This is a genomic window from Roseomonas sp. TF40 (assembly GCF_057219975.1).
Genome location: NZ_JBXVVR010000007.1, coordinates 137,798 through 152,415, shown reverse-complemented (window position 1 = coordinate 152,415; position 14,618 = coordinate 137,798). Strand labels below are relative to the sequence as shown.

Below are 14,618 nucleotides of genomic sequence, written 5' to 3'. Positions count from 1 at the left end.
TTCACCCAGCCGCGCCGGCCGTGCCAGGGGCGGGAGTCGTCTGCTGCTGCGCGAACAACGCCTCCCCGGCCTGGCGCACCACCTCGGCGATCTGGCGCAGCTGCGGGGCGATGGGGCTGGTCTTGCGCCAGACCATGCCGATGGTGCGCGCCGGGCGCGGGCTACGGAAGCGCGTGATGGCGACAGCGGCCGAGCGCGTCTCCACCGGCACCGCCATCTCGGGGATCAGCGTCACGCCGATGCCCGCGCCCACCATCTGCACCAGGGTGGAGAGGGAGCTTGCATCCAGCACCTCCCGCGGCAGGGCCGCATGCATGTTGCAGAAGGCCAGCGCCTGGTCGCGGAAGCAATGGCCTTCTTCCAGCAGCAGCAGGCGCATCCGGCGCAGCGTCTCAGCGCTCGGCGCGGGCTTGCCGGCCTCCTCCGCCGGGCGGACGAGCACGAATTCCTCGCTGAACAGCGCCACCTCGGCGAAGGAGGATTCGGAGACCGGCAGCGCGACGATCGCGGCGTCGAGCCGCCCCTCGGCCAGTTCGCGGATCAACTTCGGCGTCAGCGTCTCCCGCACATGGATGTCGAGGCCGGCATGCAGGCGGGTGAGGTTGCCGATGACGGCGGGCAGCAGATAGGGCGCGATGGTGGGGATGATGCCCAGGCCGAGCCGCCCGGCGAGGCGGCCGCGCGCGGCGCGGGCAAGGTCCGCCAGCTCGTCGGTCGCGCGCAGGATGTTGCGCGCGCGCAGCGCGATCTCCTCGCCGAAGCTGGTCAGCCGCACCTGGCGGGGGCCGCGTTCGAACAGCGCCGCGCCGAGCGATTCCTCCAACTCGCGGATCTGCATGGAGAGCGCGGGCTGGGAGATGGCGCAGGATTCCGCGGCGCGGCCGAAATGCCCGTGGCGGGCCAGCGCCTCGAAGTAGCGCAGCTGCTTGAGCGTCAGGTTTATCATCAGCTCAGCTTATCGCAATAATCAGATATTCCAAGTTACCCTAATCGAGCCAGCCTGCTATGAGACCGCGGTCGCGCGGCGGGAGAGGTGCGTCCGCCGCGCGGGACATCGCCTTGACTGCCCTTCGGGCAGAACAACCAGGAGTGGAGAGGAATATGGACGGACACGCCAGCCAGACCGCCGGGAAATGCCCGGTGATGCATGGCACGCCGACCGCGGTGCGGTTCACCACCCGCGGCAATCGCGACTGGTGGCCGAACCAGCTCAACCTGCGGATGCTGAGCCAGCATTCCAGCAAGTCCAACCCGATGGGCACGGGCTTCAGCTACGCCGAGGCGTTCAAGAAGCTCGACCTCGAGGCGCTGAAGCAGGACATCTTCGCGCTGATGACCGTCTCGCAGCCCTGGTGGCCGGCGGATTACGGGCATTACGGCCCGCTCTTCATCCGCATGGCGTGGCACGCGGCCGGCACCTACCGCACGGCGGATGGCCGTGGCGGCGCCTCGAACGGCGCGCATCGCTTCGCGCCCGAGAATTCCTGGCCCGACAACGGCAACCTCGACAAGGCGCGCCGCCTGCTGTGGCCGATCAAGCAGAAATACGGCAACAGCATCTCCTGGGCCGACCTGTTCATCTTCGCGGGCAATTGCGCGATCGAATCGATGGGCCTGAAGCCCTTCGGCTTCGCCGGCGGCCGCGAGGACATCTACGAGCCGGAAGAGGACATCTACTGGGGCACCGAGACCACCTGGCTCGGCGATTCCCGCTACACCGGCGATCGTGAGCTGGAGAATCCGCTCGCCGCCGTGCAGATGGGCCTGATCTATGTGAACCCCGAGGGCCCGAACGGCCGTCCCGACCCGCTCGCCTCAGCCCGCGACATCCGCGAGACCTTCGCGCGCATGGCGATGAACGACGAGGAGACGGTGGCGCTGGTGGCCGGTGGCCACACCTTCGGCAAGGCGCATGGCGCCGGCCCCGCCGAGCATGTGGGCCGCGAGCCCGAGGGCGCGCCGATCGAGCAGATGGGCCTGGGCTGGATCAGCACCTGGAAGTCCGGCAAGGGCGGCGACGCCATCACCTCGGGCATCGAGGGTGCGTGGAAGCCCAACCCCACCAAGTGGGACATGGGCTATTTCGACATGCTGTTCGGCTATGAGTGGGAACTGCACAAGTCGCCCGCCGGCGCGCAGCAGTGGCACCCCAAGGACCGCGCCGCCTGGACGCTGGTCGAGGACGCGCATGATCCCTCGAAGCGCCATCCGCCGATGATGACCACGGCCGACATGGCGATGAAGATGGACCCGGAATACCGCAAGATTTCCGAGAGCTTCCACAAGAACCCCAAGAAGTTCGCGGATGCCTTCGCGCGCGCCTGGTTCAAGCTGACGCATCGCGACATGGGGCCGAAGGCGCGCTACCTCGGCGCGCTGGTGCCGAAGGAGGACCTGATCTGGCAGGATCCGGTGCCGCCGGTGACGCACAAGCTGGTCGGCAAGGCGGATGTGAAGGCGCTGAAGAAGCAGATCCTCGACTCCGGCCTGTCGGTCTCCCAACTGGTGCAGACGGCCTGGGCGTCGGCCTCGACCTATCGCGGCTCGGACCGCCGCGGGGGCGCCAATGGTGCGCGCATCCGCCTCGCGCCGATGAAGGACTGGGAGGTCAACCAGCCCGCCCAGCTCAGCAAGGTGCTGGCGAAGCTCGAGAAGGTCCGCAAGGCCTTCAACGCGGCGGCGACCGGCGGCAAGGAGATCTCGCTGGCCGACATGATCGTGCTCGGCGGCTGCGCCGGCATCGAGGCGGCGGCGAAGGCGGCCGGGCACAAGATCGAGGTGCCCTTCACGCCGGGCCGCACCGACGCCACCGCGAAGCAGACGGATGCCGCCTCCTTCGCGGTGCTCGAGCCGGAGGCCGATGGCTTCCGCAACTACCGCAAGGCGCGCTTCACGGTCTCGGCCGAGGAGCAGCTGGTGGACAAGGCGCAGCTGCTGACGCTGACCGCGCCGGAAATGACCGTGCTGGTCGGCGGCATGCGCGTGCTGGGCGCCAATGTCGGCTCCTCGCCGCATGGCGTCCTCACGCACCGTCCGGGCACGCTGACGAACGACTTCTTCATCAACCTGCTCGACATGGGCACGGAGTGGACGCCGACGACGAGCGAGGCCGAGGAGTTCGTTGGGCGTGACCGCGCCACGGGCACGCAGAAGTGGACGGCGACGCGCGTGGACCTCGTCTTCGGCTCCAACTCGCAGCTGCGGGCGCTGGCCGAGGTCTACGGCCAGGACGACGCGCAGGCGAAGTTCGTGCAGGACTTCGTCGCCGCCTGGGTGAAGGTGATGGAGCTGGACCGCTTCGACCTGAAGTGAGTCCCGCTTGTGGGGGTCGGGCGCCTTGGCGCCCGGCCTTCACACCCCTGGCTTTTACACGATCGTCAGCAATCGGCGCGGAGTCTCGACCAGCATCAGGTTGAGCTCCGCCTCCGAAAATCCCTTCTCGCGCATGAAGGGCACGACGTTGCGCAGCAGGTGGCCATAGCCGTGGCCGCCATAGGCCAGCAGCCGGGTCAGCCGGCAGATATCCTGCGAGATCGCGATCTGCGCGCCATGCCCGCGGTCGAACAGCGCGCGGATCATGTCGATGCGCGTGCCGTCATTGGGCATGTTGATCGGCGCGAAGGACCAGTAGGCGTGCTCATAGCCGAACAGGTCGAATTCCAGCACGCAGCCCGTATCGGCCAGGCGGAACAGCCGGTCTGAATCGAAGATGGTGCGGTCGATATGGTCGATGATGGTGCGGCCGAGGTTGCCGCCATGCGCGCGCAGGAAATCGACGATCGCGAAGGGCTGGTCCGGCACGGCGCCGGGATGGATGGTCAGCGCCGCGCCCGTCGCCTGCTGCGCGAGCACCGCGCCGGCCATCACGCGCTGCTCCTGCGCGGTCCAGATCTCGGAGCAGCCGATCTCGCCGATCAGCCCGGCGCGCACCGCGGTGCCCCAGGCGCCCTGCCGCACCGCGCCGATCATCTCGGCGGCGAAATCCTCCACGCCGCGCGTCGCATTCGCGGCGTCGTGATAGACCTGCACGTAATGCCCGCAGCCCATGACGATGTGCACGCCGCTGCGCCGCGCGACCTCGACAAGGCCGAGCGGGTCGGGGGCGAGGCCGCCGATGGTCAGCTCCACCATCGCCTGCCCGCCATCGCGCGCGAAGGCCGAGACCTCCGCCACCGCCAGCTCGCGGTCCAGCAGCCTGGTCTTGCCGGCATGGGGGCGGCGGCCATGGTCGATGTCGTAGCGGTTCTGCAGCGTGATCGGCGCCTCGAGTTCCGGGCGCCCACGCAAGGCGGGGGGCGTGATGTCGCACAGGATGTGCTCATGCATCAGCGTCACGCCGAGGGCCTCGGGCGCGATGTCGCCGAGCACGGTCTGGATGCGGCCGATGGTCATCCTGGTGTCCCGTCACTGCAGCGGCGCAGCGTGCGGCCTGCCCGGCGCGGGATCAAGCGGCGCGGCCCCGCGGTTACGACACCGGCTCGGGCTGCGTCGCGTTGGGGAAGAAGAGCTGCTCGCCATTGATCCGGTGGCCGGCGATGGCCGCCTGCCCGGCCGGTGAGAGCAGCCAGTCGATGAAGCGCTGGCCGTCCGCCGCCTTCACGCTCGGGTGTCGCCGGGGGTTCACCAGCATGACGCCGTACTGGTTGAACAGCCGGGCATCGCCCTCGACCAGGATGCGCAGATCCTGGCGGTTGCGGAAGCTGAGCCAGGTGCCGCGATCGGCGAGGAGATAGGCACCCTGCGCGGCGGCCGTGTTCAGCGCCGGGCCCATGCCCTGGCCGATCTCCCGGTACCAGGCGCCGCGCCCGGCCACGGGGTCCAGCCCGGCCTGCTGCCAGAGGCGCAGTTCCGCCGCATGGGTGCCGGAACGGTCGCCGCGGCTGATGAAGGGCGCGCGGGTGGCGGCGATGCGGCGCAGCGCCTCGGCGGTGTCGCGCAGGCCGTTGATGCGCGCCGGGTCGGCGGCCGGGCCGATCACCACGAAGTCGTTGAACATGACGTGGTGGCGCGACGTGGCAAAACCCTCGGCGACGAAGCGTTCCTCGGCGGCGCGGTCATGCACGAAGACGACGTCGGCATCGCCGCGCCGCCCGACATCCAGCGCCTGGCCGGTGCCCAGCGCGACCACCCGCACGGTGATGCCGCTCTCGCGCGTGAAGATCGGCAGGATATGGCCGAACAGGCCCGATTGCTCCGTGCTGGTGGTGCTGGCGACGGTGATGCGCCGCGCCTGCGCGGCGGCCGGCCGGGCGGCCCCGAGGAGCGCGGTGGCGAGAAGGGCGCGGCGGAAGATGGCGATCCTCCGCGGTCCGTGCCGGCTCACCAGACCAGCTCGCCGCGCAGGAAGGCCGCGGCCTCCGCCGTGGCGGGGCAGGCAAAGAAGGCGGCGGCGGGCGTGTGTTCCAGCGCCCGGCCGCGATGCAGGAAGACGACATCCCCCGCGAGCCGCCGCGCCTGGCCGAGGTCATGCGTCGTCATGATGATCTTGGTGCCCGCCGCCACGAGCCGGCCGATGACATCCTCCACCGCCCGCGTCGCGGCGGGGTCGAGGCTGGCGCAGGGCTCGTCGAGGAACAGCACGGCGGGGCGCAGCGCGGCGGCGCGCGCCAGGGCGAGGCGCTGCTGCTCGCCGCCCGAGAGCTTGCGCGCCGGCCGCTCCGCCAGCGCCGCCAGCCCGACCAGATCGAGCGCCGCCTGCACCCGCGCCGCACGTTCCGGCCGTGCGAGCCCGGTGAGCGCGAGCGGATAGGCGACATTCGCCGCCACCGAGCGGCGCAGCAGCACCGGCCGCTGGAACACCATCGATTGCCGCGCCGCGGCGGCGCTGCCGGCCCAGCGCACCGCGCCGGCGCTGGGCGGCAGCAGCCCGTGCAGCAGGCGCAGCAGCACGGATTTGCCCGCGCCATTCGGCCCGATGATGAGCGTCGGCGCGCCCTCCTCCAGCACCAGGTCGAGCCCGTGCAGGATCTCCACGCCGCGCGCCGTGAAGCGCAGCCCCTCGATGCGCAGCGGCAGGATGCTGTCGGGCGCGCGCATCAGCCGGCCCAGCGCTGCGCGCACCCCCGCAGGGCCTGGGCCAGCGCGTTCACGCCCAGCACGATCGCCATCAGGATCATGCCGAGCGCGAGCGCCAGCGGCAGGTCGCCCTTCGAGGTCTCGAGCGCGATGGCGGTGGTCATCACCCGGGTGAAGCCCTCGATGTTGCCGCCCACGATCATCACCGCGCCGACCTCGGCACTGGCGCGGCCGAAGCCCGCGAGCAGCACGGTGAGCAGCGCGAAGCGGCCATCCCAGAGCAGGGTGGGCACGGCGCGCAGCGGCCCGGCGCCGAAGGAGCGGAGCTGCTCCGCATATTCCTCCCACAGCCCTTCCAGCACCTGGCGCGCGAGGGCGGCGAGGATGGGGGTGATCAGCACGGCCTGGGCGATCACCATGGCCCCCGGCGTGAACAGCAGCCCGAACTGCCCGAGCGGGCCGGCGCGTGAGAGCAGCAGGTAGACCATCAGCCCCGCCACCACCGGCGGCAGGCCCATCAGCGCGTTCAGCGCCGCCAGCACCGCGCCGCGGCCGGGGAAGGGCGCCACGGCGAGCAGCGCGCCAAGCGGCAGGCCGATCAGCGCGGCGATGACGGTGGCGCTGAGGCTGACCTGCAGCGAGAGCAGCACGATGCCCATCACCGCCGGGTCGGCGGTCATGACAAGCGATGCCGCGGTGCTGAAGGCGCTGGCCAGATCCTGCACGAAGCTCTCCCGGAGCACCGGTAGCTGGGCTTGGCGGGAGGGCCGGTCAACCAGCGCGCTTCTTGACCTTCTGCCGGAATATGCCGGAATTTGCCGCCCGATGCCGGATGTCCTGACCCTGCGCGAGGCCGCGGCCTATCTGCGCCTCTCCGAGCGTTCGCTCTACGACCTGGCGCGCGGCCGGCGCGTGCCGGCTGTGCAGCTTGGCGGGAAGTGGCTGTTTCCCCGCCGCCCGCTCGAGGCCTGGCTTGCCGCCCAGGCCGATTCCGCCGAGCCCGCCGCGCGCCACACCCCGCCCGCCATCCTCGCCGGCAGCCATGACCCGCTGTTGGACTGGGCCGTGCGGCAATCCGGCTGCGGCCTCGCGTTGCGGGTGGGGGGCAGCCTCGAGGGCCTGACCGCGCTCGCCGAGGGCGAGGCCATGGTCGCCGCCTGCCACCTGCTCGACCCCGATAGCGGCCAGTTCAACGAACCGGCGGTGCGCGACGCGCTGGGCGGGCGCGGCATGGTCGGCATCACCTGGGCCTGGCGCGCCCAGGGGCTGCTGGTGCCGGCGGGCAATCCGCTGGGCCTGCGCGGCATCGCCGACCTGCTGCGCCCGGGCCTGCGCGTCATCGGCCGCCAGCCGCGCGCGGGCAGCCATGTTCTGCTCGGGCACCTGCTGTCCGAGGCCGGGATCCGGCTGGAGCAGGTGGGCTTCCTGCCCACCCCCGCCTTGGCCGAGGATGAGGTCGCCGCCGCCGTGGCCGAGGGCCGCGCCGAGATCGGCTTCGGCATCAGCGCCGAGGCCGCCGCGCGGGGCCTCGACTTCGTGCCCCTGGTCCGCGAGCGCTTCGACCTCGTGGTCGCGCGCCGGCATTACTTCGACGCGCCGCTGCAGACGCTGCTGCGCTTCGCCCGCACCCCCCTGTTCCGCAGCCGGGCCGAGCGCATGGGCGGCTACGACATCGCCCAGCATGGTGAGGTCGCCTTCAATCTTTGAGCCAGTTCAGCCCGCTTGTTCAGCCTTGGGCCAGCAGGGGCAGCAGCCGCGCGATCACCTCGTCCCAGTCGCCGCGCCGGCGCTGCCGCACCAGCCGCGCCGTGGGGTACCAGGGGCTGTCCTCCCGGCGCAGCATCCAGCGCCAGTCGCAGGGCTGGGCGAGCAGCACGAAGACCGGCCGGCCCAGCGCGCCGGCCAGATGCCCCATCGAGGTATCCACCGTCACCACCGCATCCATCAGCGAAACCACCGCCGCGGTCGGCTCCATCCCCGGGCAGTCGGGCCCCAGCAGCCGTAACCCCGGCATCGCCGCCAGCGCGGCCTCGTCGCGCGGCGGGACCTCCATCTGCAGGCCGATGATCTCGGCATCCAGCCCGAGCAGCGGCGCCGCGGCGGCGAGCGGCATGGAGCGGCGCAGGTCGGTGCCGTTCGCGCTGTTGCCCGCCCAGACCAGCCCGATCCGCCGCCGCCGCGCGGGGCCCAGCCGGCGCCGCCAAGCCTCACGCAGGGCGGGGTCCGGCGTGAGGTAGGGGATTGTGGCCGGGATGGTCTCCAGCGTGGTGCCGAAGGCGAGCGGCAGGCTCAGCAGCGGGCAATGGGCGTCGAAGGCCGGCAGCGGCTCGCCATGCGCCAGCACCTGCGCGGGCCCGGCGAGGCGGCGCATCAGCCCCGCCAGCTGCGGCTGCACCTCCAGCACCACCCGCGCTCCGCTGCGTTCGGCGGCGAGCGCGACGTAGCGGCAGAATTGCAGCGTGTCGCCCAGCCCCTGCTCGGCATGCAGCAGCAGCGTGCGGCCGGGGCCCAGCGCCTCCCCGCGCCAGAGCGGCTGGGTGAAGGGCCGCCGCGCCGAGGGGAAGTCCGGCACCTTCCAGCGCCACTCATACTCGGCCCAGGCGGCGGGCAGGTCGCCCATCGCCAGGCGGTGCATCGCCAGGTCGAAATGCGGCCGTGGTTCCTCGGGCTTCAGCGCGATCGCCGCGGTGTAGCAGCGCAGCGCCTCTTCCTCCCGCTGCAGGCTGAACAGCGTGACGCCGCGGCGCAGCAGGCGCTGCGGCTCGGTCGCCTCGTCCGGTGGCAGGGCGTCGAGCGCCACCAGCGTCTCTTCCAGCCGGTCGAGCTGCGAGAGCAGCAGCGCGCGGCGCTGGCGCAGGGCCGCATCCTCCGGCGTGGCCACCAGCGCGGCCTCCGTCGCGGCGAGGCCGCGCTGGCGGATCTCCTGTGCCGCCGCCCAATCGCCGAGCGCGACCAGCGAATTCGCCAGCGCGCTTTCCACCGCCAGGGGCTCGTTCGCACCCGGCAGGGCGGCGCGCAGCGCGGGCACCGCCTCGCCATGCCGGCGCAGCGCCTGCAGCGCGAGGCCCTGTGCCAGCAGCGCCGCCGAATCGCCCGGCGCTGCCGCGATCGCCAACGCGGCATGGGCGAGCGCGGCCTCGGCCTCGCCGGCGCGCAGCAGCACTTGCGCGAACCGCGTCTGCGCCGCCGCGTCGCCGGGTTGCAGCGCGGTGGCGCGGGCCTCGGCCGCCACCGCCTCGGCGCGCCGGCCGAGCCCTTCCAGCAGCTGCGCGCGCAGCGTCCAGGCGGCGGCGAGGCCGGGCTTCTGGGCGAGCAGCACGCCCACCGCCTCCAGCGCCTCCGGCAGACGGTCGAGCCGGTGCAGCGCCACGGCCTGGTTGAGCCGCGCGCCGGCATGGTCGGGCTGGCGGCGCAGCGCCTCCGCGAAGCCGTGCAGCGACTCGGCGAAGCGCTCGGCGTGCACCAGCAGCATGGCGTGGCGATAGGGGTATTCGGGCTGCGCCGGCTGGGCCGCGGCGGCGCGCGCATAAAGCTCCAGCGCGCGCCCCGTCTCGCCCGCCTTGGCCAGGATGCGCGCGAGCAGGGGCAGCGGCTCGACGCGATCGGGCTGGGCGGCCAGGGCGGCCTCCGCGCAGCGCCGCGCCTCCTCAAGCCGGCCGGCGCGATAGGCGGCGACGCCCTGGGCCAGCAGCGTCTCGATGGCGGTGCCGGCGGCCGGGCGGGAAGCTGTCATGCCGCGAACCTGCGGGGCGGTGCGGCGCGCGTCAAGGAATCCGGGGCGCTGGTCGCGCGCGCCCCATGGGAATAGGCTCCGGGCCAGGAGGATCCCGCATGTCCGACCTCGCCCACCCCCCGCTCACGCAGCTGGAGATCGACCAGCGCATCTACGATCTCTACGACGAATACTGCCATGGCCGCATGGACCGGCGCGACTTCCTCGCCCGCGCCGCGGCGACGGTGGTGGGGGGCCTCGCCATGGCGCAGGCGCTGCTGCCGCGCTACGCGCAGGCGCAGACCGTCTCCTTCACCGATGAGCGCATCCGCGCGCGCTACATCGCCTATGACTCGCCCGGCGGGAATTCCGGGCGGATGCGCGGCTACCTGGTGCAGCCGCGCGGCACGGGGCCCTTTCCCGCGGTGCTCGTGATCCATGAGAATCGCGGCCTCAACCCCTATATCGAGGATGTGGCGCGGCGCCTCGCGCTCGATGGCTTCCTCGCGCTCGCCCCGGATGGGCTGGCACCGGCGGGTGGCTATCCCGGCAATGATGATGACGGCCGCGCGCTGCAGGCCGGGCTCGACCAGGCGAAGCTGCGCACCGACATGCTGAACAGTGCGGTGCACCTGAAGGCGCATGCGCTCTCCAGCGGCAGGCTTGGCGTCACGGGCTTCTGCTGGGGCGGCAGCACGACGAACTTCCTCGCCACCGTCCTGGGGGCGGAGATGCGCGCCGGGGTGCCCTTCTATGGCGCCGCGGCCGAGACCGCCGCCGTGCCACGCATCCGGGCGGCGCTGCAGATCCACTATGCCGAGCACGATGCGCGCATCAACGACCTATGGCCCGCCTTCGAGGCCGCGCTGAAGGCGCAGGGCGTGACGCATGAGATGCACATGTATGCCGGCACGCAGCACGGCTTCCACAACAACTCGACGCCGCGCTACCAGGAAGCCGCCGCGAAGCTCGCCTGGGAGCGCACCACCGCCTTCTTCAAGCAGCACCTCGCATGATCAACGCCGCCATCATCGGCCTCGGCACCTGGGGCCAGCACCTCGTGCGCTGCGTGCAGGGGCTGAGCCCCACCATCCGCTTCACCGCCGCCGCCACGCGCACGCCCGACAAGGCGCGCGACTTCGCCGCGGCGCAGGGCCTGCGGATGCTGGAAAGCTACGAGGCCGCGCTGGCCGATCCGGCGATCGATGCGGTGGTGCTGGCCACGCCGCACACCCAGCACACGGCGCAGATCGTCGCCGCCGCGCAGGCGGGCAAGCCGGTCTTCACCGAGAAGCCGCTCGGCGTGAATGCGGCGGAGGCCGCGCGCGCGGCGCAGGCCTGCGCGGATGCCGGCGTGACGCTCGGCGTGGGCTACAATTGGCGCTTCCAGCCGGCGCTGCAGGCGATCCATCGCATGATCGCCGATGGCACGCTCGGCCGCGTGCTGCACATGGAGGGCAATTTCTGCGGCCCCAGCGCCTATCGCTTCCCCAAGGGGCATTGGCGGCATGACCGCAACGAGGGCCCGGCCGGGGGCATGACCGGGCGCGGCGTGCATGTGCTGGATGCGATGCTCTACCTTGCCGGCCCGATCGCGCAGGTGACGGCGCAGAGCCATCGCCTGGTGCAGGATTTCGGCATGGACGACACCACCTCGATGCTGTTCCGCTTCGAGAACGGCGCCACCGGCTATCTCGGCACCGTCATCGCCACGGCCGAGACCTGGCGGATGCAGGTCTTCGGCGCCAATGCCTGGGTCGAGGTCGGCGATGTCGAGCATCTGACCACCTGGGAGCTGCGCTACTGCCCGATCGACCGCGCCAATATCGGCGTGAAGCAGCGCCCGCAGGTGCTCACCTTCGACAAGACCAGCACCGAGCGCGCGGAGCTGGAACATTTCGCCGCCCATGTCGCCGCCCGCCGCCCGCTGGTGCTGCCGGGCGGCGACGCCGTGCACAATGTCGCGGTGCTGCGCGCCATCATGGATTCGATCGAGAGCGGCCTGCCCACGCGGCTGTCCTGAAGCTTCCCCCGGAGGAGTGAGAATGCGCCTGTTCACGCGACGCCATTTGACCCTCGGTGCCGCCGCGCTGGCCGTGAGCCCGGCGCGCGCGCAGGGCACGGGCGATTTCCCGAACCGGCGCATCAGCGTCGTCGTGCCCTCGCCGCCGGGCGGGCCGCCGGATCTCATCCTGCGCGCCATCGCGCCGAAGCTCAGCGCGAGCCTCGGCCAGCCGGTGGTGACGGAGAATCGCGCCGGCGGCGGCGGGCTTGTGGGTACCGCCTATGTCGCGCGCCAGCCGCCGGATGGGCACACCTGGCTGTTCACCACGGCCTCGCACACCAACATCCCGCCCTTCAACGACAACGTCACCTACGACCCGGTGCGCGACTTCACGCATGTGACGCTGGCGGCGCAGAATTTCGGCCAGGCGCTGGTCGTGCATCCCGGCCTGCCGGCGCGCAACTTCGAGGAGCTGGTCGCGCTGGCGAAGGCGCAGCCGGGGAAGCTGACCTACGCCAATGCCGGCAACGGCACGGCGAGCCACATCCCCGCCGAGCTGTTCAAGACCATGACCGGCACCGACATCCTCTCCGTGCCCTATCGCGGCGTGGCGGAGGCGACGACGGACCTGCTCGCCGGGCGCATCGACATGTTCTTCGTCGGCACGCAGATCGCGCTGCAGCATGTGCGGGCGGGCAATCTGCGCGCCATCGCACTGACCGGCGCGCGGCGCTGGAAGGGCATGCCCGAGGTGCCGACGCTGCAGGAGGCCGGGCTCGCGGGCTTCGACGTGGTGAACTGGTTCGGCCTGTGGATGCCCGCCGGCGCGCCGGCCGCCATCGTCAACCGCGTCCATGCGGCGGTGGCGGCGGCGGTGGCGGATGCCGAGGTGCGCCAGCAATTCGACACGCTGGGCCTCGAGGGCATCGCCATGCCGCCCGCCGAATTCGCCGCCTTCGTCGCCGACCAGGCGCGCATCGCGCAGGAGATCGGCCGGCGGGTGAACGCGCGGCCGGGCTGAGAGGCGGGGCTACTGCCGCTCGATCCCCGCGGCCTCGACCACGCGCTGCCACTGCGCGACCTGCGCGGCGACCATGGCGCGCATCTCGCCGGGCGTGCTGGCACGCGCGAGCGTGCCGACACGCGCGAGGCGCTCCTGCATCTCCGCCGAACCGAGGATGCGCGCCAGCTCCGCCTGCAGGCGATCGACGATCGGCTGCGGCGTGCGCGCGGGGGCCGCGAGCCCGACCCAGGAGAGCACCTCGAACCCCGGCAGCGTCGCCGCGACGCTGGGCGCGGTATCGAGCAGCGGCCAGGGCTCGCGGCTGGTGATGCCGAGTGCGCGCACCGTGCCCGCGCGGATGCCGCCGCCGGTCACGGTGATGCTGTCCACCATCAGGTCGATGCGGCCCGAGAGCAGGTCCGTCAGCGGCTGGGTGCCGCCGCGATAGGGCACATGGGTCATGCGCACGCCGGCCGTCTGCGCCAGCAACTCGCCTGCCAGATGCTGGGTGGATCCGACGCCGACGGAGCTGAAGGTGATGCCGCCGGGGTTCGCGCGCGCCTGCGCGATCAGCGCCGGCAGGCTCTGGATCGGCCCATCCGCGCGTGTGGCGACGACGAAGGGGAAGACCGCGACGGTGGAGACGAAGGCGAAATCCGCCACCGGGTCGAAGCGCAGCGCGCGGTAGAGCGCGGCCGAGGCGGTGTGCCCCCCGGTGAGCAGGATCAGCGTGTGCCCGTCGGGCTGCGCGCGGGCCACGTATTCGCTGGCGATGTTGCCGCCCGCGCCGGTGCGCGCCTCCACCACCACGGGCCGGCCCAGCGCCTCCGCGAGCGGCGCGGCGATGAGACGCGCGATGGTGTCGGCATTGCCGCCCGCGCCGAAGCCCTGGACCAGCGTGATCGGCCGCTCCGGCCAGCTCTGCGCCTGCGCCGGCAGGGCGGCGAGCAGCAGGGCGCCGAGCCCCGCCAGGATGTGTCTGCGCATGGACCTGTTCTCCCCTCGGCACGATCGCGCGTCGGCCTTGTGGCGCGCATCCTGGGGCGATTGCGCGGGGGCGTGCAATCCTCCTTACTGCGGCGGGAAAGAAGGAGAGTCGCATGGCAGCCATCCGGGCCGGGGGGCTTGGCCCCTATTCGCTGGAAGGCCGGGTGGCGGTGGTCACCGGCGGCAGCAACGGGATCGGCGCGGCGACGGTGCGGCGCCTTGCGGCAGCGGGGGCGCGCTGTGTGGTCGGCTACAATGCGGGGGCCGAGCGCGCCGCCGCGCTGCTCACCGAATTGCCGGGCGAGGGGCATGTCGCGCTGCACATCCCCATGCTGGACAGCGCGCAGATCGCCGCTGCCGCCGCCGAGGTCGCGGCGCGCTTCGGCCGCGCCGATGTGCTGGTGAATTCGGCGGGCTTCACGCGCGCCGTGCCGCATGCGGATCTCGACGCGCTGGACGATGCGACCTTCGACGCCATCCTGCTCACCAATGTGCGTGGCCCCTTCGCCACGATCCGCGCCTTCGCGCCGCTGCTGCGTGCAAGCGGCGATGGCGTGATCGTCAATGTCTCCTCGCTCTCGGCGCAGACGGGACTGGGCAGTTCCATCGCCTATTGCGCCTCGAAGGGCGCGCTCGACACCATGGGCCTGTCGCTGGCGCGCGTGCTGGCGCCGGAGTTGCGCGTGATCGGCGTGGCGCCGGCCGCCGTCGCCACGGATTTCGTGCCCGGGCGCGGGCGCGCGGGCGTGGAGAAGCAGGCGGCGACGACGCCGCTCGGCATCGTGGCGGAAGCGGACGACGTGGCGCTGGCCATCCTTTCCGCCATCACGCATCTGCGCCTGACCACGGGCAGCGTCATCACGGTGGATAGTGGCCGCCACCTGTGACGCCGCGAT

General features: G+C 72.1%; 13 protein-coding genes. 6 read left to right on the top strand and 7 right to left on the bottom strand.

The window, feature by feature from the left end; genetic code table 11:
- Window position 1: 1 nt before the first annotated feature.
- Window positions 2–946: a hydrogen peroxide-inducible genes activator gene (locus tag AC2D9U_RS19215; protein ID WP_484751868.1), complete on the bottom strand. Its 945-nt coding sequence runs from the start codon at window positions 944–946 to the stop codon at window positions 2–4.
- Window positions 947–1,101: 155 nt separating this feature from the next.
- Between AC2D9U_RS19215 and katG the strand changes: the two genes are divergently transcribed.
- On the top strand, window positions 1,102–3,312 hold the full coding sequence (gene katG, locus AC2D9U_RS19210) for a catalase/peroxidase HPI (RefSeq protein WP_484751865.1): 2,211 nt from the start codon (window positions 1,102–1,104) through the stop codon (window positions 3,310–3,312).
- Window positions 3,313–3,366: 54 nt separating this feature from the next.
- Here the strand turns inward: katG and AC2D9U_RS19205 are convergent, their stop codons facing one another.
- The 4 genes from AC2D9U_RS19205 to AC2D9U_RS19190 all read right to left on the bottom strand — a co-directional run bounded on the left by AC2D9U_RS19205 (window position 3,367) and on the right by AC2D9U_RS19190 (window position 6,740).
- The gene (locus tag AC2D9U_RS19205) at window positions 3,367–4,392 is read right to left on the bottom strand and encodes a phosphotriesterase family protein (protein WP_484751863.1); all 1,026 of its coding nucleotides are present in this window, start codon (window positions 4,390–4,392) and stop codon (window positions 3,367–3,369) included.
- A 73-nt stretch (window positions 4,393–4,465) separates the two neighbouring features.
- On the bottom strand, window positions 4,466–5,323 hold the full coding sequence (locus AC2D9U_RS19200) for an ABC transporter substrate-binding protein (RefSeq protein WP_484751861.1): 858 nt from the start codon (window positions 5,321–5,323) through the stop codon (window positions 4,466–4,468).
- On the bottom strand, window positions 5,320–6,060 hold the full coding sequence (locus AC2D9U_RS19195) for an ATP-binding cassette domain-containing protein (RefSeq protein ID WP_484751859.1): 741 nt from the start codon (window positions 6,058–6,060) through the stop codon (window positions 5,320–5,322). The genes AC2D9U_RS19200 and AC2D9U_RS19195 overlap by 4 nt, the downstream gene beginning before the upstream one ends.
- A complete protein-coding gene (locus AC2D9U_RS19190) occupies window positions 6,036–6,740 on the bottom strand; it encodes an ABC transporter permease (protein WP_484751857.1) in 705 nt (234 codons plus the stop codon). Before AC2D9U_RS19190 ends, AC2D9U_RS19195 begins: the two co-directional genes overlap by 25 nt.
- A 100-nt stretch (window positions 6,741–6,840) precedes the next feature.
- Here AC2D9U_RS19190 and AC2D9U_RS19185 point away from each other — a divergent pair, with 100 nt between their 5' ends.
- On the top strand, window positions 6,841–7,722 hold the full coding sequence (locus AC2D9U_RS19185; protein ID WP_484751855.1) for a substrate-binding domain-containing protein: 882 nt from the start codon (window positions 6,841–6,843) through the stop codon (window positions 7,720–7,722).
- 19 nt (window positions 7,723–7,741) lie between these two features.
- On the opposite strand, the gene AC2D9U_RS19180 is transcribed toward AC2D9U_RS19185, so the two are convergent.
- Window positions 7,742–9,748, bottom strand: coding sequence for a tetratricopeptide repeat protein (locus AC2D9U_RS19180; protein ID WP_484751853.1), 2,007 nt, complete (start codon window positions 9,746–9,748; stop codon window positions 7,742–7,744).
- A gap of 98 nt (window positions 9,749–9,846) precedes the next feature.
- On the opposite strand from AC2D9U_RS19180, the gene AC2D9U_RS19175 reads away from it, so the two are divergent.
- Genes AC2D9U_RS19175 through AC2D9U_RS19165 form a run of 3 tightly spaced genes read left to right on the top strand, consistent with a single transcriptional unit; the run spans window position 9,847 to window position 12,753 of the window.
- Window positions 9,847–10,743: a dienelactone hydrolase family protein gene (locus AC2D9U_RS19175; RefSeq protein WP_484751851.1), complete on the top strand. Its 897-nt coding sequence runs from the start codon at window positions 9,847–9,849 to the stop codon at window positions 10,741–10,743.
- A complete protein-coding gene (locus tag AC2D9U_RS19170) occupies window positions 10,740–11,750 on the top strand; it encodes a Gfo/Idh/MocA family protein (RefSeq protein WP_484751849.1) in 1,011 nt (336 codons plus the stop codon). The genes AC2D9U_RS19175 and AC2D9U_RS19170 overlap by 4 nt, the downstream gene beginning before the upstream one ends.
- A 22-nt stretch (window positions 11,751–11,772) precedes the next feature.
- Window positions 11,773–12,753: a Bug family tripartite tricarboxylate transporter substrate binding protein gene (locus AC2D9U_RS19165; protein ID WP_484751847.1), complete on the top strand. Its 981-nt coding sequence runs from the start codon at window positions 11,773–11,775 to the stop codon at window positions 12,751–12,753.
- A 9-nt stretch (window positions 12,754–12,762) separates the two neighbouring features.
- Here AC2D9U_RS19165 and AC2D9U_RS19160 read toward each other — a convergent pair whose 3' ends face one another.
- Window positions 12,763–13,722 (bottom strand): tripartite tricarboxylate transporter substrate binding protein, encoded by a 960-nt coding sequence (locus AC2D9U_RS19160; protein ID WP_484751845.1) that lies wholly within the window; start codon window positions 13,720–13,722, stop codon window positions 12,763–12,765.
- A 113-nt stretch (window positions 13,723–13,835) separates the two neighbouring features.
- Here AC2D9U_RS19160 and AC2D9U_RS19155 point away from each other — a divergent pair, with 113 nt between their 5' ends.
- Complete coding sequence (locus AC2D9U_RS19155; RefSeq protein ID WP_484751843.1) at window positions 13,836–14,609, top strand: SDR family NAD(P)-dependent oxidoreductase; 774 nt, start codon at window positions 13,836–13,838, stop codon at window positions 14,607–14,609.
- The last annotated feature ends 9 nt before the right edge of the window (window positions 14,610–14,618 follow it).